The 22,951-nt window shown below is 59.2% G+C and carries 18 protein-coding genes; 15 read left to right on the top strand and 3 right to left on the bottom strand.

Features of this window, described 5'->3' with window-relative positions:
* Window positions 1–33 precede the first annotated feature (33 nt).
* From ACA052_RS14100 to ACA052_RS14075, 6 genes are all read left to right on the top strand, one after another.
* Window positions 34–1,863, top strand: a complete 1,830-nt coding sequence (locus ACA052_RS14100) for a DUF1302 domain-containing protein (protein ID WP_497650238.1) — start codon at window positions 34–36, stop codon at window positions 1,861–1,863.
* Between the two features lie 32 nt (window positions 1,864–1,895).
* Window positions 1,896–3,257 carry a DUF1329 domain-containing protein gene (locus ACA052_RS14095; RefSeq protein WP_497650237.1) on the top strand — a complete coding sequence of 454 codons (1,362 nt, stop codon included), beginning with the start codon at window positions 1,896–1,898 and terminating at the stop codon, window positions 3,255–3,257.
* Window positions 3,258–3,336: 79 nt separating this feature from the next.
* Complete coding sequence (locus ACA052_RS14090; RefSeq protein WP_497650236.1) at window positions 3,337–4,395, top strand: WD40/YVTN/BNR-like repeat-containing protein; 1,059 nt, start codon at window positions 3,337–3,339, stop codon at window positions 4,393–4,395.
* Between the two features lie 36 nt (window positions 4,396–4,431).
* On the top strand, window positions 4,432–6,870 hold the full coding sequence (locus ACA052_RS14085; RefSeq protein ID WP_497650235.1) for an efflux RND transporter permease subunit: 2,439 nt from the start codon (window positions 4,432–4,434) through the stop codon (window positions 6,868–6,870).
* 26 nt (window positions 6,871–6,896) lie between these two features.
* Entirely contained in the window at window positions 6,897–7,385 is a 489-nt protein-coding gene (locus ACA052_RS14080) for a hypothetical protein (RefSeq protein ID WP_497650234.1), read from the top strand.
* 20 nt (window positions 7,386–7,405) lie between these two features.
* Window positions 7,406–7,780 carry a cupin domain-containing protein gene (locus ACA052_RS14075; protein ID WP_497650233.1) on the top strand — a complete coding sequence of 125 codons (375 nt, stop codon included), beginning with the start codon at window positions 7,406–7,408 and terminating at the stop codon, window positions 7,778–7,780.
* 251 nt (window positions 7,781–8,031) lie between these two features.
* Here ACA052_RS14075 and ACA052_RS14070 read toward each other — a convergent pair whose 3' ends face one another.
* Window positions 8,032–8,577, bottom strand: a complete 546-nt coding sequence (locus tag ACA052_RS14070; protein ID WP_497650232.1) for a hypothetical protein — start codon at window positions 8,575–8,577, stop codon at window positions 8,032–8,034.
* Between the two features lie 32 nt (window positions 8,578–8,609).
* Window positions 8,610–9,110, bottom strand: coding sequence for an acid phosphatase (locus tag ACA052_RS14065; RefSeq protein ID WP_497650231.1), 501 nt, complete (start codon window positions 9,108–9,110; stop codon window positions 8,610–8,612).
* A 482-nt stretch (window positions 9,111–9,592) separates the two neighbouring features.
* Between ACA052_RS14065 and qhpR the strand changes: the two genes are divergently transcribed.
* The 9 genes from qhpR to ACA052_RS14020 all read left to right on the top strand — a co-directional run bounded on the left by qhpR (window position 9,593) and on the right by ACA052_RS14020 (window position 21,477).
* A complete protein-coding gene (qhpR, locus tag ACA052_RS14060) occupies window positions 9,593–10,603 on the top strand; it encodes an AraC-like transcriptional regulator QhpR (protein WP_497650230.1) in 1,011 nt (336 codons plus the stop codon).
* A 284-nt stretch (window positions 10,604–10,887) separates the two neighbouring features.
* The gene (locus tag ACA052_RS14055; RefSeq protein ID WP_497650229.1) at window positions 10,888–12,249 is read left to right on the top strand and encodes a flavin monoamine oxidase family protein; all 1,362 of its coding nucleotides are present in this window, start codon (window positions 10,888–10,890) and stop codon (window positions 12,247–12,249) included.
* Window positions 12,246–12,638 (top strand): c-type cytochrome, encoded by a 393-nt coding sequence (locus tag ACA052_RS14050; protein WP_497650228.1) that lies wholly within the window; start codon window positions 12,246–12,248, stop codon window positions 12,636–12,638. Before ACA052_RS14055 ends, ACA052_RS14050 begins: the two co-directional genes overlap by 4 nt.
* A complete protein-coding gene (locus ACA052_RS14045) occupies window positions 12,635–13,018 on the top strand; it encodes a hypothetical protein (RefSeq protein ID WP_497650227.1) in 384 nt (127 codons plus the stop codon). Before ACA052_RS14050 ends, ACA052_RS14045 begins: the two co-directional genes overlap by 4 nt.
* 66 nt (window positions 13,019–13,084) lie before the next feature.
* Window positions 13,085–14,449: a DUF1329 domain-containing protein gene (locus ACA052_RS14040; RefSeq protein ID WP_497650226.1), complete on the top strand. Its 1,365-nt coding sequence runs from the start codon at window positions 13,085–13,087 to the stop codon at window positions 14,447–14,449.
* A 30-nt stretch (window positions 14,450–14,479) separates the two neighbouring features.
* A complete protein-coding gene (locus ACA052_RS14035) occupies window positions 14,480–16,336 on the top strand; it encodes a DUF1302 domain-containing protein (RefSeq protein WP_497650225.1) in 1,857 nt (618 codons plus the stop codon).
* A gap of 64 nt (window positions 16,337–16,400) precedes the next feature.
* Window positions 16,401–18,761: an efflux RND transporter permease subunit gene (locus ACA052_RS14030; RefSeq protein WP_497650224.1), complete on the top strand. Its 2,361-nt coding sequence runs from the start codon at window positions 16,401–16,403 to the stop codon at window positions 18,759–18,761.
* Window positions 18,762–18,775: 14 nt separating this feature from the next.
* Window positions 18,776–19,744, top strand: a complete 969-nt coding sequence (locus ACA052_RS14025) for a WD40/YVTN/BNR-like repeat-containing protein (RefSeq protein WP_497650223.1) — start codon at window positions 18,776–18,778, stop codon at window positions 19,742–19,744.
* Between the two features lie 41 nt (window positions 19,745–19,785).
* Window positions 19,786–21,477: a 3-(methylthio)propionyl-CoA ligase gene (locus ACA052_RS14020; protein ID WP_497650222.1), complete on the top strand. Its 1,692-nt coding sequence runs from the start codon at window positions 19,786–19,788 to the stop codon at window positions 21,475–21,477.
* Here ACA052_RS14020 and ACA052_RS14015 read toward each other — a convergent pair.
* Window positions 21,452–22,900, bottom strand: a complete 1,449-nt coding sequence (locus tag ACA052_RS14015) for an arylsulfatase (RefSeq protein WP_497650221.1) — start codon at window positions 22,898–22,900, stop codon at window positions 21,452–21,454. The genes ACA052_RS14020 and ACA052_RS14015 overlap by 26 nt on opposite strands.
* Window positions 22,901–22,951: the final 51 nt, after the last annotated feature.

Below are 22,951 nucleotides of genomic sequence, written 5' to 3'. Positions count from 1 at the left end.
TTTTCGTAAACCAAAGAGCAGGTGGCAAGTTAGATGAACAAAAATAATAAGATCTGCCATGCAAACCTCCGCAAGGGGTTGCTGACTTCCGCCGTCCTGGCGGGTCTGGGCATAACACCGGCACACGCACTGGAAATCGACACAGGGAACGAAGACCTGGCGGTGCGCTTCGACAACACCGTGAAGCTCAACTACGCCCAGCGTGTGGAGGCACCCAACAGCAAGCTGGCCCATTCGTGGAACAACAACGACGGGGATCGCAACTTCTCCTCTGGCAGTCCGGTTTCTCAGCGCATGGATGTGCTGTCCGAACTGGACGTGGTTTACAAACAGAAGGCTGGCTTTCGCGTCAGTGCGAATACCTGGTACGACCATGCCTACGACGATGTTGGCAGTGACAATGCATCGACCAACCAGCTCAACAGCGGCGTACCGGATTCACGCCACGTGAGCGGTTACGCCGATCGTTACTACAACGGGCCGTCTTCCGAAATTCTCGATGCCTTTGTGTTTGGCAGCACGGAAATTGGTGATGAATCGTTGCTGAGTGGCAAGGCAGGCAAGCACACCCTTTACTGGGGCGAGAGTCTGCTGGCCTTTGCCCATGGCAACAGTTACGGCCAGTCGGGCCTGGACATTTCCAAGGCGCTAGCGGTTCCGGGAACAGAAGCCAAAGAGCTGTTCATTCCGCGCAATCAGTTATCGGCCAGTTTCACGCTTAACCCGGAACTGACTGTAGCCGCACAGTATTTCCTGGATTGGGACGCGGCGCGCCTGCCGGAGTCAGGCACCTACCTGGGGTTCAACGATGGCATTCAAAATGGTGGGCATAATCTGTCGTTGATTGCTGCACAAAACCCTCGCTTTGGTACGCCTGGCCCGCTGGGTACCAATCAGTTTTTGCGGCTTAACAACGGCCACACCTTCACCCCGGACAACCATGGTGACTTTGGCCTGATGGCCAAGTGGAGCCCGGAGTGGCTGCAAGGCACGCTGGGTGTCTACTACCGCAAAACCTCCGACATCCTGCCAAACCTGGCCTTGCAGCCCACGGCTGTCGGCCCTGCGCAACTGATCTCCGGCAACGTCGGCAGCTACAACCAGTTCTACGTCGATGACATCGATATCTATGGTCTGAGCCTGTCGAAAAGCATCGCCGGGGTGAGTGTCGGTTTCGACTTGAATTACCGCGAGAACATGCCCCTGGCCAGTGTGCCGGGCAGTGTCAGCCCCACTGCGGCCGCCGCCAACGTCCCCGGCTTCATTGGCAGTTTCAATGGCGAAAACGGCGTCGCCCGCGGCAACACCGTGCACGCGGTGCTCAACGGTCTGACCACCTTTGGCGACACGCCGGTCTGGGACAGTTCTTCGCTGTTGGTCGAGCTCGCTTACAGCCGTTGGCTGGACGTGACCGAGAACAAACAACTGTTCAAGGGCGAGGACTGGTACCACGGCACCGACAAGGTCACCAAGGACAACTACATCGTCGGCGTCAACTTTACCCCGACCTGGTATCAGGTATTCCCCGGCATCGATATGTTCATGCCTATGACTTACAACGTCGGCCTCAATGGCAACTCTGCCGTCCAGTTGGGCGGTAACGAAGACGCCGGCAGTTATTCGGTGGGTGTCGGCATGGACGTCCACAACCAGTACCGCTTCGACCTGAAATACGTGGACAACTTCGGTCCATTCGACACCTGCAGTTCGCCAGGCAACGCTGGCCGTCAGGGAGACGGTGCGGCACCGGGTGCCAATGGCCAGTACAACTGCGTACCCGGTCAAACCACCGCCTTCGGCGGAACCCCGTCCCAGCTCAAGGATCGCGGCATGGTCACTTTGACCTTCAAAACGACTATCTGATCGAACCGTTGCCCAGCAACAGGAGACACCCCATGAAGTTCGTCAACACGCTTTTGTTTAGTGCCTTGACCGTGGCCATCGCAGGCGCGGCACACGCAGCCGTTTCCCCCGATGAAGCGGCAAAACTGGGCACCAGCCTGACTGCGGTCGGCGCGGAAAAGGCCGGCAACGCCGACAACACCATTCCGGCCTACACCGGTGGTATCACCACACCGCCGGCCAGTTTCCAGGCTGGCAGTTCCTTCCGTCCGGACCCTTACGAGGCTGACAAACCCCGTGCGGTGATCGACGGCAAAAACGTCGGTCAATTCGCCGGCAAACTGACCGCGACCACGCAAGAGTTGCTTAAGCGTTACCCAACGTTCCGGGTCGACGTGTTCCCGACCCATCGCAGCGTGGCATTACCGCAGCGCCTGCTGGATAACACCGCGAAAAACGCCGTCGGCACGAAAACCCTCGAGGGCGGGGTCGCCCTGGAAAATGCGCTGCCGGGCGTACCGTTCCCGATCCCGAAAGATGGCTATGAGGCCATGTGGAACCACCTGTTGCGCTATCAGGGTTACGCCACCAATTTCAAATACGACTCGTGGAACGTCGACGGTTCCGGTACGGCGATTCTGGCGACGTCGGGCAATGCCTACCTCGAATATCCGCTCTACGATCCGAAGCGTACCGAGCCGGCGAAAGAGACCGACCTGTTCTTCAAGACCAAGCTCTATTACCAGGCCCCGGCCCGTCGCGCAGGCGAAGCCATCCTGGTGCAGGACGCGGTCAATCCGCTGAAAATGGAGCGTCGGGGCTGGCAATACCTGCCGGGCCAACGTCGGGTCAAACTCGCGCCGGACATCGCCTACGACACGCCGAACCCGGGCTCGGCCGGCGCCTCGACCTATGACGATGCGTGGGTGTTCAACGGTGCCATGGACCGTTACGACTTCAAGCTGGTGGGCAAGAAGGAAATGATCATTCCTTACAACACCTACAAGCTGAACTACCACAAGGAAGCGGCGGACATCACCACACCGCACTTCGTCAATCCGGACCTGACGCGCTGGGAGTTGCACCGCGTGTGGGTGGTCGAGGCCACGCTGAAACCGGGCAAACGCCACATCTACAGCAAACGCACCTTCTACCTCGACGAAGACAGCTGGATCGCCGTGGCCTCCGATGAATACGACGCCAGCGGCAAGTTGTACCGCGGCTCGTTTGCCCACCTGGCTTACAGCTATGACGTGCAGGCGCCGAACTCCGACAACCATATGATTTATGACTTTGTCTCGGGCAGCTACAACATCACCGGCATCTACGGCCCGTATGGCGGCGTCAAGTACATCGACCCGCTTTCGAAGGCGCTGTGGGCACCTGAGTCACTGGCCGGCACCGGTATCCGTTAAGCCATAAACGCAGGTGTTTTTTTGGTCGCCGACAGTGTGCCTTTCACTGTACGGCGGCTTTTTTTGCCGAGTAGACCTCATGAATGCATTTAGATGGATAACGCTGGCTGCGCTAGGCGTGGCATTGGCCGTGCCCTTTACCCGAGCGGTGGTCGCCGCGGAGTTTGTCGATCCGCTGTCCAGTCCGGCGATTCAGAGTGAAAAAGCCGTTAACGGGATGTTCACCGGGTTGGCCAGTGCGGGTAAACGTCTGGTTGCCGTCGGCCAGCGTGGCCATATTTTCTATTCCGATGACAACGGCATCCGCTGGCATCAGGCTCAGGTGCCGGTGAGTTCCGACCTGGTGGCAGTGCAGTTCCCGAGCCCGGCGCAGGGCTGGGCCGTTGGACACGACGGCATTGTGTTGCACAGCAACGACCAGGGTGAAACCTGGACGCGCCAGCTCGATGGCCGACAGATCGGGCAGATCATGCTCGAACACTACAAGCAGCAAGCGGCACCGGATGAGGCGTTATTGGCTGATGCTCAACGCATGATCGATGAAGGGGCGGATAAACCGTTCCTGGACGTGTGGTTCGCCAATGACAAAACCGGCTACGTGGTCGGCGCGTTCAACCTGATTTTTCACACCGACGATGGCGGCCAGACCTGGCAGCCCTTGATGGACCGCACCGACAACCCGGGCGCACTGAACTTCTACGGGATGCGCCCCATCGGCGATGACCTGTTAATCGTCGGTGAGCAAGGCCTGGTGCTGAAACTGGACCCGACGAGCCAACGATTCGTCGGCGTTCCCACCCCCTACAGCGGCAGTTACTTCGGGGTCACCGGCACGCCGGGTGCCGTGCTCGTTTATGGCCTGCGGGGTAATGTTTACCGCAGTGTCGATCACGGATCGAACTGGGAAAAAGTGGAACTCGGATTGTCCTCGAGCATCACCGCGAGCACGGTCACGGCAGACGGTCGAATCATTCTGGTCAGCCAGGCCGGCCACGTGCTGGTCAGTTCTGACGACGGCATGACCTTTACGCAAAAGCCACAAGAACGCTTGGGCCCAGCTGCGGCAGCGCAAGCCACCGGGTCAGGCTCCGTGGTCGTCGCGGGCGCACAGGGTTTGCGTCAGTTGCCTTTCGAATGAGCCCACTCCACAGAATAAAAAGAGACGAGCCACGTCATGGGTAATAACTACAACCTCGATACGATGCCGGTGATCCGCGAGCTCAAGGGCTTCGATGCACGCTCCGGCAACTTCCTTGAACGCCTGATTTTCAACAACCGTCTGCTGGTGGTGCTGACCTGCCTGATCGTCACGGTGCTGCTGAGCTATTTCGCCGCGACTCGACTGACGCTCAATGCCAGCTTCGAAAAGATGATTCCGCAGAGTCAGCCTTACATCAAAAACTACCTGGAGAATCGCCAGTCCCTGCGCGGGCTGGGCAACACGGTGCGGGTGGTGGTGGAAAACACCGACGGCGACATCTACGACCCGAAGTACCTCGACGTACTCAAGCAGGTCAACGACGCCATGTTCCTGACACCGGGTGTGGACCGGGCGTGGATGAAGTCGCTGTGGACACCGGCCGTGCGCTGGACCGAAGTGACGGAGGAGGGCTTCCGTGGCGGGCCAGTGATGCCGGACTCCTATGACGGCTCGGCTTCAGGCGTCGAGCAACTGCGCTTGAACATTGCCCGTTCCGGGATCATCGGCAGCCTGGTCGGCAACAACTTCAAGTCGAGCATGATCTTCGTGCCGTTGCTGGAGAAAGACCCGGTGACCGGCGCGGCCATCGACTATCACCAGTTCTCGCGCCTGCTCGAAGAACAGCTGCGCAACAAGTTTGAATTTGCAGGCTCCAGCGCGGAACACAAGGCCGGCGAAGAGGGCAGAGGCCCGATCAAAATCCGTGTCATTGGCTTCGCCAAACTGGTGGGCGACCTGATCGATGGCCTGCTGCTGATCATGCTGTATTTCGGCACCGCCGCGCTGATCGCCACCGCGATCATCTTTGCCTTCACCCGTTGCATGCGCAGCACCGCGCTGGTGATTTTGTGCTCGGTGGTAGCCGTGGTTTGGCAACTCGGGTTGATCACCTTGTTCGGCTACGCGCTCGATCCGTTTTCGATTCTGGTGCCGTTCCTGGTATTCGCCATTGGCGTGTCCCACGGCGCGCAGAAGATGAACGGGATCATGCAGGACGTCGGACGCGGCACCCATCAACTGGTCGCCGCGCGCTACACCTTCCGTCGCCTGTTCCTCGCCGGCCTGACCGCGTTGCTGGCCGATGCTGTGGGCTTTGCCGTGCTGATGCTGATCGACATTCCGGTGATCCAGGACCTGGCTGTCACGGCGAGTATTGGCGTGGCGGTCCTGATCTTCACCAACCTGGTGCTGTTGCCGGTACTGCTGTCCTATTGGGGCGTCAGTCGAAAAGCTGCCGAGCGTAGTTTGCGTCAGGAGAGCAAAGAGCTTAAAGGCAAAGGATTGGGCAATGTCTGGAGCCTGCTTGACCGCTTTACCGAACGGAAATGGGCCACGGTGGCGTTGGTGGTTGCCGGGGTGTTGGCCGTAGGTGGCTTCGTCGTCAGTACGCACCTGAAGATTGGTGATCTTGATCCGGGAGCGCCGGAACTGCGTGCGGATTCACGCTACAACCGCGACAACGCTTACATCACGGCCAACTATTCGCTGTCGAGCGATCAGTTCGCGGTCATGGTCAAAACCGCCAGCGAAGGCTGCCTGAAGTACGAAACGCTGGTGGAAGCGGATCGTCTTGGTTGGTTGTTGCAACAGCAACCGGGCGTGCAGACCACCATATCGCTGGTCAACGCGGTGCGGCAAATCACGGCGGGTTCCTATGAAGGCAACCCGAAGATGCTGACCATCGCGCGCAATCAGAACGTGCTGAACTACGGCGCGCAGCAGGCCTCGGTGAACAACCCTGAACTGTTCAACAGTGATTGCTCGATGATGCCGGTGATTGCCTATCTCTCGGATCACAAGGCTGAAACCCTCGATCACGTGGTGAAAGTGGCCGACCAGTTCGCCCGCGAACACAGCAACGACGATCGCCAGTTCATGCTCGCTGCTGGCAGCGCCGGGATTGAAGCCGCGACCAATATCGTTGTGCGCGACGCTAACCGCACCATGCTGTTCTACGTGTACGGCGCGGTGATCGTTTTGTGCTTCATCACCTTTCGCAGCTGGCGGGCGGTGGTGGTGGCCGTCGTGCCCTTGATGCTGACCTCGATCCTGTGCGAGGCGTTAATGGTCTGGCTGGGCATGGGCGTGAAGGTCGCGACCTTGCCGGTGATCGCCTTGGGCGTCGGTATCGGTGTTGACTACGCGCTATATCTGCTCAGCGTCCAGTTGGCCCAACAACGTGCCGGCCTTTCCTTGACCGAAGCCTACAAAAACTCCGTCGCGTTCACCGGCAAAGTGGTGGCGCTGGTGGGCATCACGCTGGCCGCAGGCGTCATCACCTGGGCCTGGTCGCCGATCAAATTCCAGGCCGACATGGGCATCCTGCTCACGTTCATGTTCATCTGGAACATGATCGGGGCGTTGGTGTTAATTCCTGCCTTGTCACATTTCCTGCTCCGACGCGCACATTAAAACAAGACAAACAGTGGAGTAACTGTATGACGGCTGTGGAATATCCTGCGTGGATTCGCGAACTGCATGAGAGCGAGATATTTGGTGAAGCCCTTGCGCTCGCGCTGATCGAGGTGGCGAAAAGCGAACGCGATCAATACCACTTTGGTACTTTGCTGCAACTTGAAACCGAAACAAAAGCGCGCTTGCGGCCCTTCTTGTTCAAGTACGGTGTACCTCTGAGCGAGAACATCGACCTGAGTGATGTTGGAGCCATTGTCAGCGCCTATCAGTCAGCCGCTAACCTCCAGGAATTTGCTGGCGGCATTAAACCTGTTGTTGAGAACTTCCTGTCGCGCTTTGAACAGATCGCGCGCATTTGCCCCGAAGAGGATCGCGACATCGCCAAGTCGATGGTTCGTCACGAGTCAGCCATCCTCAAATGGCTGACCATGGAAAGCACGTGCCATCCGCGTGGCTCTCTGGATGACATGATCGGAGAGTTGCGCTACCCCTTGCCGACAATTGAAGTTTAGCCAGAGAAGAAGGAGCATCCATGATCACCTATTCATCTGCAAACAAAGATGATGAACTCGTTTACATCGGTTCACCTGAGAGCCTGGGCGCAACGACATTGTCTGAAACGGAAATAAGACTGTATGCCCGCTTGGATCTTGGTGGGGGAGAGGCTCCACTCACTTCAGGTCTTTTTGAAGTCACGAAAGGCCGTTTCCGTTTCACTTATCCCTTTAGCGAGCTGGCAACGTTAATTGAGGGTCAAATCGAGATAACCGATGAATCAGGCAATAGCGTCACCTATGAGGGTGGCGATGGACGTAGCTGGTTTATTCGCAAGGGAGCAACTGTGGTCTGGGATGTGAAATCAGAAAAAGCGCGCAAGAGCTTTTTTTCTGCCACTACAAATATTTAGGTGCGCATGGATGCGCTGATGAGCTGACGTATTTCCTGCTTTACCGCGTAACTTTAAATGCACGCAAAAAAGAAGCCCGGCATGCGATGCGCTGCCGGGCTTTTTGGTTCTGGCTTGGTTGACTCGCACTCAGTGGCAAATCATCGGCATGCCTGAATAGACCCAGTATGCCGTGGATGTGATGCCGCAGACCCAGGCAATGGCCTGCCAACGTCTGTTTTGCCAGAACCACTTGCGCAGATAATTTATCATCACCGCTGCGCCGCCGCTCTACGCACGCCAGCGACCGCATAACAAATGCCGACGAAATAGACGAGGATGCTGAGTCCCTGCGCAGCGAGCCACAGGTTCTTTCCAGTCTGTACCGGTTCGAAATAGAAGTTTGGCCAGATCTTGTTGCCGACGTAAAAACCCACGCCGGCAGTCACCAGTTCGGCGATCAGGCCGTATGCGCAAAGTTTGGCCGCAATGCGTTCAAGGCCGGAAACGCTGTGCGCCGCGCCTTGGCGGATCGCGGCCAGATAGCACAACCCGATAGCGATCATGCCGAGGCTGCCGGTTTTGAGCGTCATCTCGGCCAGGACGGCCGGGCAGCCCCACCACAGCGTGACGTTCTTGAGGAACACCGGACCGACATCGCCCTGTTGAGCGCCGACCATGTAGTGCAGGATCGGAATGAAACCGACTGCAAATCCGGTGATGAACAGGCCAAGGCCCCAGCGGATGAAGGTCCAGCCCAGTTCGGCGGGCGTAACGGCTGCCTCGTCACCGACGATGGCCATTGTTGCGTTGCTCATAGGAAAGTTTCCTGTGGTAGGGAGGGGCACCACTAAGGGTGAGTGGCGAGTGTCTGTGTCTCTGTCTGGCAGACACGTGCCTGTTTCAGACCTTTCGCACATACCGCAGCGAGTTCCCGCTTGGCGATATTGAGATCGGCGAGGAATACAGGATCAGCGTGCAGAGGAGCGACTGCGGCGGCGCCGATAATTCGCCCCGCGTCGACGTCGCTTTGCCAGTGCACATTGCAAATCACCCGGCTCTGTCCATAGGAAAAACCTCGTGCCAGAAGGACATCGGTACGCTCAGGTGCTATCTCGGACAGGATCAGTGCCCATGCCCAGCCGATGGCGCTGTGGCCGGAGGGATAGGAGCCGTCTTTTTTCAAGGGTTCCGCGTCCGGGGCACAGATGGGTGCCTGATTCACCGCCAAGGGTCGTGTGCGAATGTAAAAATTCTTGGCTGAATAGGTCGCCAGTCCGGCATCCGTCAGCGAGCGACGCAAGAGTTGATACAGGTAGGGTGTGTCTTCGCTGCTGACCGGGGCATTCAATGCACAGCTGTGCATAACTTGGAATTCGGCGCTCGGAGCACGATCAATGCAGCGAGGCAAAATTCACCGATGGCTTGAGACAGGCGTAGGGATTCACCGCCTGGCAATCATTTCGGGTCTGGCGTAGCGACTCCAGCGAGACTTCGTCAAGTCGAGTAGAGATGACAGCCACCATCGCTATCAGTGATGCAACGACGCACAGCATTATTGTTATTTTCATCGGTTCACCTGCTCTAAAGCGCTGAGTGATGGAACGTACTGTTGTGTCTTGACTTTATTCGCGTTGAAAACGACTTCCCCCCCCTTGGTGGGGGGGATAGGACTGGCTAAAATTCCAGTTGGATGCCCCGATCGAAGACTCTTTGCAAAATGTTTCACGACCTTTAGGATGGTTTCAGATTCGGCCATGTCATCGAGACAGGGACCGTGAGCCCTATAAGAACTACCTGCCCGGAACAGGGCGTCATTCGGCGTTATCCAGCATGTCCAAAACCAGTGCCCAGACCATCTTCGCCGAGAGCTTCTTTCGCGTGAATGCAGAACTGTTCGCCCCGTTCCTGGCCGAGGCCGGCCTGGACGAGCGCATTTTGCATACCCCCGATGTGGAGATTCCCGCCGCGAATTATGTCGAGCTCTGGGAAATCCTCGGGCTCAGAGTGGATGCGTCGATCGGCCTGCGCATCGGCATCCAGACTGTCAGCACCGCCCTTGGCGCCTATGGTCAAACGATACGCAGTGCGCCGACCATGCTCCTGGCGCTGCGTTGCATGAGTCATTTCGCCGTGGTGTTTGCTCATGCTATTCGGGTGGATTTCGAAATCGACGGGGATCAGGTCATCCTGTCTTACCAGTGCACCGATCCGACCATCACGCGTCGCCGTCAGGACTCCGAATTCACCATTGGCTTCTTCCTCAGCCTTCTGCGGGAGATCACCGAGAATCCGCGATTGACGCCGCAGCGGGCCGACTTCGAGCATGAAAGGCCGACCGATTGGTCGTTACATCGAGACGTGCTTGCGTGCCCGCTGCATTTCAAGCAGCCGGACAACCGCCTTTATTTCCCGATTGCATTGTTGGAGATGCCGGTACGCACCGCCGATCCACGCCTGTTCCAGGCACTGGAACCCTTCCTCGAACAGCAGCGGCAGATCAGGGCACCCGTTAGCGATCTGCTCGCCGAACTGGGGCGTCATATCGCCAGCAGCCTGAGCAGCGGCGGGGCCAGCCTGGAAATGGTGGCGCAGAGCATGGGCCTGGGACCGCGCACACTGCAACGGCGTCTGGCCGAGCACCAAGTGGAATTCAGGCTGCTGGTCGAAGACGTGCGCCGTTCACTGGCCGAAACCTATGTGGCGCAGGACCATTACAGCCTGACTGAAGTCGCCTTGCTGCTTGGTTACGCCGAATGCAGTTCATTCAGCCGAGCTTTTCGTCGCTGGACTCAAGTCTCTCCTCAGCAATATCGCCTGCAAACCAAGGCCAACCTCGTGTAATTTTTTTTTGCAGCTGACGTCAGATGTCAACGGCTCTGACGCACGCTGGCAAGCCCTTGCGCACCTCCACTGTTAGCTTCTGTTCCAGGTGGGCATGACCTGTCCCGGCTGGCGTCGTCTGGCTCGGTCGGGGCTTTTTAGCTGCGCTGCATGCCCGCCACCCATAACAAAAAAAGAGGTGTGGGCTAATGGCAGAGCATGAGAACGGCGCAAAGGGTGTCAGCCGTCGCAAGTTTTTGCACGGCGCCGGAGTAGGCGCGGTGGCTGTCGCAGGGGCAGGGGTTATGACTCAAGCCACGGCGGCATCCGGTGATAAATGCAAGACAGTGGGTTGCGACTATGACGTAGTGGTGATCGGCGGCGGCTTCGCCGGTGTCACCGCGGCTCGGGACAGTCGCAAGAACGGCTACAAGACTTTGCTGCTGGAGGCACGCAGCCGCCTGGGCGGGCGTACCTTCACCTCCGAGTTCGACGGCCACAAAGTCGAGATGGGTGGCACCTGGATTCACCAGGCGCAGCCCTTCGTCTGGGCCGAAAAAGAGCGCTACGGCCTGGAGGTACTGGAAACTCCGGTCAGTGGCGCGGTGCTGGACAAAGAAGAGTACGTGGTCAGGGTCGGCGACACGACCCACACGCTGAGTGGCGAGCAATTGCTGCCGCTGTACGAAGCCCTGGATGCGTTCTACGCCGAGGCGCGTCAGGTCTGGGACCGTCCCTACGACGCTCAATACACCTGGAACGAAATCATTCGCCGTGACAAGCGAACTGGCCAGCAACGACTGGATGAACTCAAGCTCAACCCGGTGCAGCGGGTGGCGATCGACAGTTTCGTCGGCGCGACAGCGCATGCCCCACTGGACCAGACGTCCTACGTCGACATGCTGCGTTACTGGGCGCTTTCTGGCTGGAACCTGCAGGGTTTCAACGACGCTGTCGTGCGTTACAAGCTCAAGGACGGCACCGTCGGCCTGATCAACAAGATGATCGAAGACGGCAAGCCGCAAGTGCGCCTGTCGACTCCGGTCAAAAAAATCGAAGACAAGGGTGACCACACCGTGGTGACCACCCAAAAAGGCGAAAAAATCGTCGCTGCCAGCGTCATCATCGCGTTGCCAATGAACGTACTGCCAAACCTGGAATTCTCCCCGGCGTTGGACCCTGCACTGATCGAGGCTGGCAAGCAGAAGCACAGCGGCAAGGGCATCAAGTTCTACATCAAGGCCAGGGGCGGGTTTACCAAGCTGGCGAAGGTCACCGCCATGGCCGACTCCAGTCATCCGGTCAACCTGGTGATGGCGCACTACGTGTGTGACGACTACACCCTCTTCGTCGCCTTCGGCAACGATCCAAGCAAGGTCGATATCTTTGACATCAAGGCCGTCCAATCAATTCTGGAACCGCTCTTCCCAGGCATCCGGGTCGAGAGTACCCACGGCTACGAATGGACACTCGACCCTTACAGCCTCGGCACCTACGCCAGCTACAAACCGGATTGGTTCGAGAAGTATTACGCGCACTTCCAGAAGGACCGCGGCCGCATTTTCTTCGGCCAGGGCGACCACGGCGAGGGCTGGCGCGGTTGCATCGACGGAGCAATCGCCGCCGGCGGCAAGGCGGCCCAGCGGACCAAGGAGATGCTGGGATGATTGGTCGTTACGCCCATCATCTGTGTGTCGCACTCGGGCTGCTGGGGTTGATCAATCTGCCCGCGCAGGCCGCTGAAGCCTGCGACCTGGCTGCCGGCCAGAAGCTCTTCGAAACCCGTTGCACAACCTGCCATTCACTTGCCGAACACAAGGTCGGGCCAAAGCTCGGCGGTGTATTCGGTCGCAAGGCAGGTTCAGCCCCAGGCTTCACCTATACGCCGACGCTGGAGCAGGCCGGCTTCACCTGGAATACGGAAAAGCTCGACGCGTTCCTCAGTGGCCCCATGACGTTTCTGCCCGGTACTGCCATGGCCTTTGGCGGTCTGCGACAGGCAGAGGATCGTCAGGCGCTCACATGCTTCCTCAGTCAACAAGGACCCCACTCATGAGCATCACGATCTACACCAAACCCAAGTGCCTGCTGACCGTAGCTGTCGCGACACTACTGCTGATCGACCCAAGCCTGATCTTCCGCTGGGTGGGCATGCCACTGGGGGCCGACGGCATGCTCCTTGGCCGACTCCTCGGCGCTACGTATCTGGCTGTCGGTCTGGGCTTTTGGTTTATCAGCAGTCTCGAAGACCTGCCGCGGCGCGACTCGCTGTTGATGATCGGCTCCGATCTTGTGTGTGCCGGCATCATTGTTCACGCGGTCATGACGGGTTCGATGAACCCGCTTGGCTGGGGTCTGGCCGCCGTCTACCTGGGGTCAGCCCTAGGCTTTGGCTGGTGCGCCAGTCAGGTTGCCGGCAGGCCGGCCTGCGCCTGATCCACGTTTCGCCCCGGCGTCATGCGCCGGGCGCTCCTGCACAACAATTACAATGGGAGAGTGATCATGAGTTTTCATTTCAAGAAGTGCCTGCTGTGCAGCGCCTTGGTGGCACTGTTCAGTACTGGCGGCGCCCAGGCAGCGACCTTGGCCGATCTCGCCCGGTTGGGCAACGATCTGACACCGTTCGGAGCAGAAAAAGCCGGTAATGCCAACGGCAGCATTCCGGCCTGGAATGGCGGACTCACCCAGGCTCCGGCGGGCTGGAAACCTGGCCACGGCGACCCTTACGGCGCCGACAAGCCGCTGTACTCCATCAATGGCAAGAACCTCGCGCAGTATCAGGCACAATTGCCTCCCGGCCAGGTGGAGCTGATCAAGGCCTATCCGGGTTACCACCTGGACGTCTTCCCGACGCACCGTAGCTGCTCCTTCCCGACGGAGATTGCCCAACGCACCAAAGCGTTCGCCGCGCAGAGCAAGATCGGCAGCGATGGCTGGAATCTGGAGCAAGCAGCGGGCGCTGCGATTCCGTTCCCGGTGCCGCAAAGCGGCATTGAGGTCATGTGGAACTACAAGCTGCGCTACATGGCCAAGGGACGTCGCGCCCAGGTGTCGATGTTGCTTCGCGAGAAGAGCGGTGAACTGTCCGAACTCAAGCAGTGGGCCAGCGAGTACTACCCCTACAACGATGCGGCGGTGAAAAGTCCGGTCGATGCCGGCGACTACGAAGCCAAGATGCTTTACGACGTGCTGACACCGCCATCGCGGGCTGGCGAGATGTATCTGGTCCACGGCTACCTCGACAAGCCGCAGGACTCCTGGATCTACTTCCCCGGCCAGCGCCGCGTACGGCGTGCGCCGTCCTTCGCTTACGACAACCCGATTGCCGGCACCGACAGCCTGTACTTCGTCGACCAGATCAACATGTTTACCGGGGCGATGGACCGTTATGACTTCAAGCTGATCGGCAAGAAGGAAATGGTGGTGCCTTACAACTCCTACAAGCTGGTCGACAAGAGCAACACGTACGAGAACCTGATGGGCCAGGACTACCTCAATCGCGATGCCCAACGTTATGAGCAGCATCGGGTCTGGGTGGTGGAAGCCACGGTGAAGGCCGATAAACGTCACTCATTTGCCAAGCGCGTGTTCTTCGTCGACGAAGACAGCTGGGCGCTGTTGCACGTGGACATGTACGACGCCAAGGGCAATCTCTGGCGCGTGCAGGAAGGCAGTCTCTGGGCCAACCCGCAGACCCAGTCCTGCACGGGCTTCGAGTACGTCAGCTACGACCTCGTCGCACGGCGCTACATCGCTGACGGTTTTACCCAGGAGGGTGAGGTGCTCGACCTGACCGCGGGCCTCGAAGGCCGGGTCAGCGACAAACTGTTCAACTCCAACGAACTGCGCCGTAGCGGCGAACGTTAAGCAGCAATAACTCCGCGTAAAGGTAGAGCTATGCACAACAATAAAAAAGGCGCGGCCCAAGCCGCGCCGGGCTTCGCGCGCGCTAAAAACAATCGACTGACGCTGGCGATAATGGCCGCTTCGAGCCTGCTCTGGATGGACGCCAGTCAGGCCATGCGCTTTGGTTCCGAGGACGGCATCTCCGGCAGTTTCGACTCCACACTGTCATACGGCTTCGCCTCGCGCCTGCAATCGCCAGATTGCCATTTGCTCGGTGATGACAGCGGTGGATGTAACGATGGCACCAGTACCGGGTTGGGGGAGTTCTACAACCTGAGCAGAGGCAATGGTTACGCCAATGCCGACATCAATTACACCAACTCCGACGACGGTGATCTGAACTACAACAAGCACGATGTCTTCTCCGAAGTGTTGAAGGGTACACACGAGCTGAGCCTGAAGTTCGGCGATGGCTGGAGCGCCCTGGGTCGGGTCAGTTGGTCGAAAGACTTCAAGATGGACAACACCCGGCGCACCGAGCTCGATGACAATGCCGATCGCGAAGCCACCGAACGCGTCGACCTGCTCGACCTGTGGGTGGCCAAGAGCTTCGACTTGGGTGAGATGCCGGCCAAGGTCAAGGTCGGCAATCAGGTCATCAGTTGGGGCGAGGAGATTTTCGTCACCGGCGGCATCAACCAGATCAATGCCCTCAATCTGACGAAATACCATACGCCCGGCACGCAGTTGAAGGAGGTGTTCGTGCCGGCCCCCATGGCCTCGTTCAACTTGGGGCTGACGGATAACCTGAACCTTGAGACCTACTACCAGTTCAAGTGGAATGCGTATGGCATCGACCCGGTGGGCACCTACTATTCCAACTCCGATGTGGTGGGCGAGGGCAACCGGCCGATCTACTATTCGACCAGTACAGTCGATGGCCTACTCGGCGCGGGTACCTGTGCCTCGCTGACACCCACCGGTCGTTGCGGCGAGCCGTTGATCAGCGGCCTGGACGACGCCACGTTAATCGCCAACGGCCTGGCGGTTCCCTATGCCGGTGAGCGCTCGGCCAAGAACAGTGGCCAATATGGTCTTGCCCTGCGTTGGACGGTGGAGGAAATCGCGACCGAGTTCGGTTTCTTTTACGAGCGCTATCACGACAAGCTGCCGTTCGTGGGTTACACCGCGACGTCCAATCCTGATGCGTTGCTGGTGGACAATTACTTCTGGAATTACGGCGAAGACAAGAACCTGTACGGCCTGTCGCTCAATACCATGGTCGGCCCGGTGGCCGTGGGTGCGGAGTTGTCCTACCGCCCGAATGACAGCGTCAGCATTGACCCCACGGTGCCCTTTGGCCAGGCGTTCACCGGTGAATTCAACCAATTCAGCGTGTACGACACCGGTACCAGCAAAGGCTTCGTCGAAGAGAAGAAATGGCAGGCCCATGTGAATGCCATCTACACCTTTTCGGCTAACGACCCGCTAGGGTTTATCCCGACCAGCCTGGGCGCCTCCGACGGCTTTCTGCTGGCCGAAGCGGTGGTCACCCACTATCCGGATCTGGATACATCGGGTCGGACGCCTTACTTCCTGCCCGACTATTCGCTGCCGGACAGAACTTCATGGGGTTATGTCACCGAGTTCGGCATCAACTACCCGAATGTCTTCGGCACCGGGATTACGGTCACGCCACAGCTGGATTTCAGCCACGACGTCAACGGCACCTCGCCAAACGCTTTGCCGTTCGTCGAGGGTCGCAAGTCGTTGACCAGTTCATTGCTGTTCAACTACCGCGACCGCTGGAAAGGTGGTTTGCAGTGGGTGCAGTACTGGGGAGGCGGGGACAACAACCTGATGGCTGATCGCGATTTCTTGAGCGGCAACATTTCCTACTCGTTCTGATGTCGTGCCTTCCCTCGGCCACGGGCTGAGGGGAGCTCATTCCCGTTTTTCAGGAAGGCTCACCATGCTGGCTTCTCTAGTGCTCGGTCTCGAGCGGTTCTTTTTTCGGCGTCGTCTGTCGACTTTGGCGGTGCTGGCACTTGTCACACTGGTCATGGCCGGTTTCGCCTCGCAACTTCGCATGTCGGCCGGTTTCGACAAACAACTGCCCCAACAGCACGAATTCATTCAAACCTTCAACAAGTACCGGGACGTGCTGTTTGGTGCCAACCGCGTCATCGTGGTGCTACACGCCAAAAACGGCGACATCTGGAACACGCAGGCCATGACCCGGCTCTACGACCTGACCCAGACGCTGTTCTTTATGCCGGGGATCGACCGGCGCACGGTCACCTCGCTGTGGACGCCCAATACCCGCGCGGTGCAGATCACCGAGGAGGGCATGAAGGCCGAGGATGTGATCGGCGGTGACGTCACGGTCGGCACACTTGATGAGCAAGCAATTGTCGGCATCCGTGATCGCACCATCGTGGGGGGCTTTGTCGGTAGCTTGGTAGCCAACGACTATTCGGGGGCCATGGTGGTGGCCGAACTCGCCGACCCGGACCCGCAGACCGGCAAACGCTTGGACTACCTGGAGTTCAGCAAACGCCTGGAAGACGATGTCCGCGCCAAATATGCCGACAGTGCCTACGACGTGCAGATCATCGGTTTCGCCAAGCAAATGGGTGACATCGGCGCCGGCGCGACCAGTGTCATGGGCTTCTTCGCCCTGGCTTTCCTGCTGACCCTGGCCGCCGTGTATTGGTACACCCGTTCCTGGGTGCTGACCTTTCTGCCGCTGTGCTGTTCGCTGGTGTCGGTGGTCTGGCAGTTCGGCACCATCACCTTGCTCGGCTTCGGCCTGGATCCGCTGGCGATTCTGGTGCCATTTCTGGTATTCGCCATTGGTGTGTCCCATGGCGTGCAACAGGTCAACTTCATCTCCAAGGAAGTGTGCAACGGCGCGGATGCGATGACCGCCGCTCGTCGTAGCTTCGCCGGATTGTTGATTCCGGGCACATTAGCGCTGATAACCGCCTTCGTCGGCTTCGCCACCCTGGTGCTGGTCCCGATTCCGATGATTCGCGAACTGGCCATTACCGCCTCGGTCGGGGTCGCGTACAAGATCGTGACCAACCTGATCATGCTGCCGGTGCTCGCCAGTTTCTTCCATTTCGACCAGGCCTACGTCAACAGGGTCAAACGCCTGCAAGCCTGGCGCGATGGTGTGATGAGCAAACTCGGGCGGCTGGCCGAAACCCGCAATGCGGCGATCGGCTCGGTGTTGTGCCTGGTGCTGCTCGGTATTGCCGTCTGGCAGAGCCAAGGTCGACATGTCGGCCACGTGTTGCCGGGCGCGCCTGAGTTGCACAGCGACTCGCGCTACAACCAGGACGTGGAAAGCGTGGTCGGCCATTTCGGGCTCGGACTGGACCTGTTCACCGTAGTGGTGGAGACGCCGAAAAACGGCTGTTACCAACATGAGGTCATGGCTTACGCTGACCGCCTGACCTGGTTCCTGGCCAACGTACCGGGGGTGTTGTCGGCGCAATCGTTGCCGGCACTGACCAAGCTCTCGGCCTCGGGTGTCAACGAGGGCAATCCGAAATGGGCAGCGCTGCCGGTCGATGAACTGAGCATCGGTGAAGCCGTGCGCCAGGTGCCTGAGGTGCTACGCCTTTACAACGCCGATTGCACGGTGCTGCCGATCAACCTGTACCTGGCCGACCACAAGGCGACCACCCTGAAAACCGTGGTCGCAGCAGTAAAGCAATATCGGACGGAACACCCCGTGAACGGCATCACCGTGCGCCTGGCCAGTGGCAATGCAGGGGTGCAGGCCGCCACCAACGAAATCGTCGAAACCTCCGAGTTGCCGATGATGCTTTACGTCTACCTGACTATCGTGCTGCTGGTGTTGCTGGTCTATCGCGACTGGCGGGCGATGGTTGCCTGCTGTGTGCCGCTGACACTGGCGACTTTCCTCGGCTACTGGTTCATGAAGTCGCTGGACATCGGCCTGACCGTCGCCACCTTGCCGGTGATGGTACTGGCCGTGGGTATCGGCGTGGATTACGCGTTCTACATCTACAACCGCCTGCAACTGCACCTGGCCGAAGGAAAGGACATCGTTACGGCGTTCAAACTTGCCCTGCGCGAGGTCGGCGTGGCGACCATTTTCACGGCGATCACCTTGTCCATCGGCGTGGCGACCTGGTCCTTCTCGGCCTTGAAGTTCCAGGCCGACATGGGGTTGCTGCTGACCTTCATGTTCATGGTCAACATGCTGATGGCGATCACCTTGCTCCCGGCAATCGCGGTGATGCTGGACGTGCTGATTCCGCGGAGAGGGCCCGTTCGTGCGCCCCTGATCGCGCATTGACTGAGGGATTTGAGATGTCCAACAGAACGATTTCGCTGCCTCGACTGATGGCTACCGCCGCACTCTTGGGGGTAGCCGGCCAGGTGCTCCATGGCCATTGTACCGAGGTGCCAGCCATGCGCCTGGCACAGGCGCAACAAGCGCCACTGGTGGCCGTCAGCAAGGCGGGCTCGGGGCTTGTCGCACTGGGCGATCACGGTGTGGTGGTGCTCTCTGCCGATGGCAAGCAGTGGCACCAGGCCAAGACCGTACCAGTGGATGGGCTGCTGACGGCACTGAGTTTCGCCGACGGGCAAAACGGCTGGGCAGTGGGGCATGGCGGGGTGTTGTTGCGCACCGAGAACGGCGGTGAAACCTGGGCGCAGCAACCGCCGCTGGACGGCAAGCCGGTGCTGCTGTCGGTGTGGTTCGAAAACACCCGACACGGCATCGTCGTCGGCGCCTACGGCTACGCCAGCGAAACCCGCGACGGTGGCCGCAGCTGGCAGCGCCTGAACGTGAGCAGCGACGGCGACGACCACCACCTCAACCAGATTTTTGCCGGCCGCGATGGGCATCTGTTCATCGCCGGGGAGGGCGGTAGCGCCTACCGTTCACCCGACAATGGCACAACCTGGGAAACGCTTGATACCGGCGCCAGCGGCTCGTTGTGGGGTGGCACCACCCTGCGCGACGGCCGCGTTCTGTTGGTGGGCATGAGCGGACGGGTGCTGGTCAGTGCAGACCTTGGCGATACCTGGCAGACCCTCGACAGCGGCAGCCAGGAAGCCATCACTGCGGTCAGCCAACTCAGCGACGGTCGCGTGGCGCTGGTGGGTAATGGCGGGCTGGTGGCCGTCGCGGATCAGGGCTTGCAGCACTTCCAGGCCCAGGTCCGCGCCGACCGGCAGAACCTCGCCGCACTCGCATCGCTCGATGATGGCCAACTGGCGCTGTTCGGCCCGCAAGGTGTACTGACGCAGGATCTGACGGATAGCCATTAATCGGCGCCGGTGCAGACCGGCGCATTCAATCAAGAATCTGAATGGAGCACGAAACCATGCTGGGCTTGATGCAAGATCAACCGCTACTGATTTCGACGGTCCTCGAACACGCGCTCACGGCGCATCCGAGGAGCGAAATAACCTCGCGCACGGTCGAATGGCCGTTGCACCGCTGCACCTATGCCGACATCGGCCGGCGTGCTAAACAACTGGCGAATGCCCTGAGCACCTTAGGTGTACAGCCCGGCGAACGGATCGGCACGCTGGCCTGGAACGGTTATCGGCACATGGAGTTGTACTTCGGCGTATCAGGCATGGGCGCGGTCTTGCACACCATCAATCCGCGCTTGTTCCCCGAGCAGATCGAGTTCATTGCCAACCACGCCGAAGACAAGTATCTGTTCTTCGATCTGTCGTTCGCCGCGCTGGTAGAGCAACTCGCGCCGCGGATGAAGAGCGTTAAAGCCTTCATCGCCCTCACAGCCCGAAGCCGGATGCCAGACATCGAGGTGCCAAATCTGCTGTGTTACGAGGATCTGATTGAAGGACAGAGTTGTGAGTTTGTCTGGCCGGCGCTTGATGAAAGGGCAGCCTCCTCGATGTGCTACACCTCGGGCACTACCGGCAACCCGAAAGGTGTGCTGTTTTCGCACCGTTCCTCGATTTTGCATTCCATGGCGCTGTGCACCACGGACGGCTTTGGCCTGTCATCGGCGGACTCGGCGCTGCTCGTGGTACCGATGTTCCACGTCAATGCCTGGGGCATGCCCTACGCGGGGGCTATGTGCGGCGCCAAGCTGGTGCTACCTGGAGCGGCGCTGGATGGCGAGAGCCTCTACGAGTTGATGCGTACCGAAAAGGTGACGTTGGCCTTGGGCGTGCCGACGGTGTGGATGATGCTGCGGCAGCACGTCGAGGCCCGTGGCCTGGACCCGGCGGCGGACTTGTGCCTGAACCGGGTGGTGATTGGCGGGGCTGCAGCACCGAGGGCCCTGGTCGAGACGTTCAAAACCCGTTTCGATGCCAAGGTACTGCATGCCTGGGGCATGACCGAGATGTCGCCGCTGGGCACCGTCTGCAACCCGCTGCCCAAACATCGCGATGCTTCGCAGGCTGAACGGCTTGACCTGCAGGCCAAGCAGGGGCGGGCGCTGTTCGGGGTGTCCATGAAGATTGTCGACGAGGAGGGCGCCGAGTTGCCCCGTGACGGCAAGGCCTCCGGCCATCTACTGGTCAAGGGACCCTGGATCGCCAACCAATATTTTCGGGGCGAGGGCGGGAGCATTCTCGATGATGCCGGGTGGTTCAACACCGGTGATATTGCCACCATCGATTCCGATGGCTACATGCAAATCACTGACCGCGCCAAGGATGTCATCAAGTCCGGTGGTGAATGGATTTCCTCAATCGACCTGGAGAACGCCACCGTCGGCCATCCAGCGGTGGCCGAGGCGGCGGTCATCGGTATTCCCCATGCCAAATGGCAAGAGCGACCCCTACTGGTCGTGGTCCTCAAACCCGGCAAGGCCGCCAGCAAGGAAGAACTGCTGGAATACCTTGAAACCCGGGTCGCGAAGTGGTGGCTGCCGGACGATGTCGCTTATGTCGAGGCTCTGCCGCATACGGCAACGGGCAAACTGCAAAAAATGAAGTTGCGCGAGCAGTTCCGCGACTATCGTTTGCCAGAGCATGGTTTCAAGACGGGCATCACCCACCAAATTTCGTCAGATTGACGGCTTTTGGATTGGGGTAGTGCTCGAGTGACTTCAGGTATTCGCCGATCAACTTCATATACGGAGCAAGGGTCCAGGCATTCACCGCGACGGTATTGACCTCCTCACGGGGGTCCTGCTCGATATTGAAGACCGATGGATAACCGCTCAGTTCGGCGCGGTACCCGCCAATGCCAGCCATGGCTGGATTGCCGGCCGAACTGATGAACTGCTTCGGATAGATTCGGAACTGCCGCCAACGCACGGCAACGATCTCGTCACCAATAAAGGTAATCAGGCTTTCACGCTTTGAAGCGGCCTGCTTACCGATGAGGAGATCGCTCTGGTCAACGCCGTCGATCGGCCGATCTGCGGGAACCTGTGCGCCAATGATCTTTGCCAATGTCGGAAAGACATCGTGGATGGACACCATCGCGTTACTCGCCCGTGGCGCGATCCTGCCGGGCCACTTGATCATGGCTGGCACACGCAGCGACCCTTCTAGCGCATCGCCAAGCTCGCCACGGAACGGGCCGTTCGAGCCGCCACGGAACTCGGCCGGTCCTTCAGTCGGTGCAGCACCATTGTCGGACAGCCAGATCACGAGGGTGTTGTCTTCGATGCCGGCGGTCTTGATGGCGTCCAATACCTGGCCGGTGCGGTGATCGAGCTCCATGATAGCGTCACCATAGGGACCAATCCGCGACTTGCCGTCAAACTCAGGAGCGACCAAGGACGGGTAATGGGTATTCGTCCAGCCGACGAAGAGGAAGAACGGTTCATGCGCCTTGGCCTGCCGTTGGATGTATTCCACAGCCGAATGGGCAATATCCCCCTCCACTTGTCGGCGGTAATCCAGCGTATAGGGGCGGACTTTCTTCAGATCGCCATTTGCCTCGGACTCCCAGATGGCTGGCTCGGACGCTGCGATCAGCGCCTCAGGGAGGCTGCTGCGCTGCATAGCGCCGCGATACAGCGTGCTGTCACTGGTTTCGATTACGCCAACCCGGTACTGGTCAAAGCCCTGGCGAGTCGGCCAGCTTTGTTCGCTCGCACCCAGATGCCACTTGCCAATGTAACTCGTCGCGTAGCCCTGGCTTTTGAACAGCTCTCCCAGTGTGACCTCATTGGCCTGTAGCGTATTCGGCGTGCCCGCGACAATGATGCTGCCAAGGCCTGCGCGTGGCGAATAACGTCCAGTTTGCAGTGCGGCGCGGGAGGGTGTACATCCTGGCTCCACCAGGAACTGGGTAAAACGCACACCTTCGCTGGCCAACTGGTCGATGCTTGGGGTCGGCATGCCCCGGACCTCGCCCGCACCATAGGCACCAAGGTCTCCGTAGCCGACGTTGTCGGCCAGCATGATGACGACATTGGGTTTGTCCTGGGCATTTGCGCAACCCATGAGTGTGATCAAAAACGACAGCGGCCAGATACGTAGCATTGATTTTTTCTCATGGGTTGCACGTTGACTTGAGGTTTAAATCAATCGATC

The sequence above is a fragment of the Pseudomonas sp. LBUM1644 genome (assembly GCF_059716195.1).
This window is presented reverse-complemented; position numbering and strand designations above follow the sequence as displayed.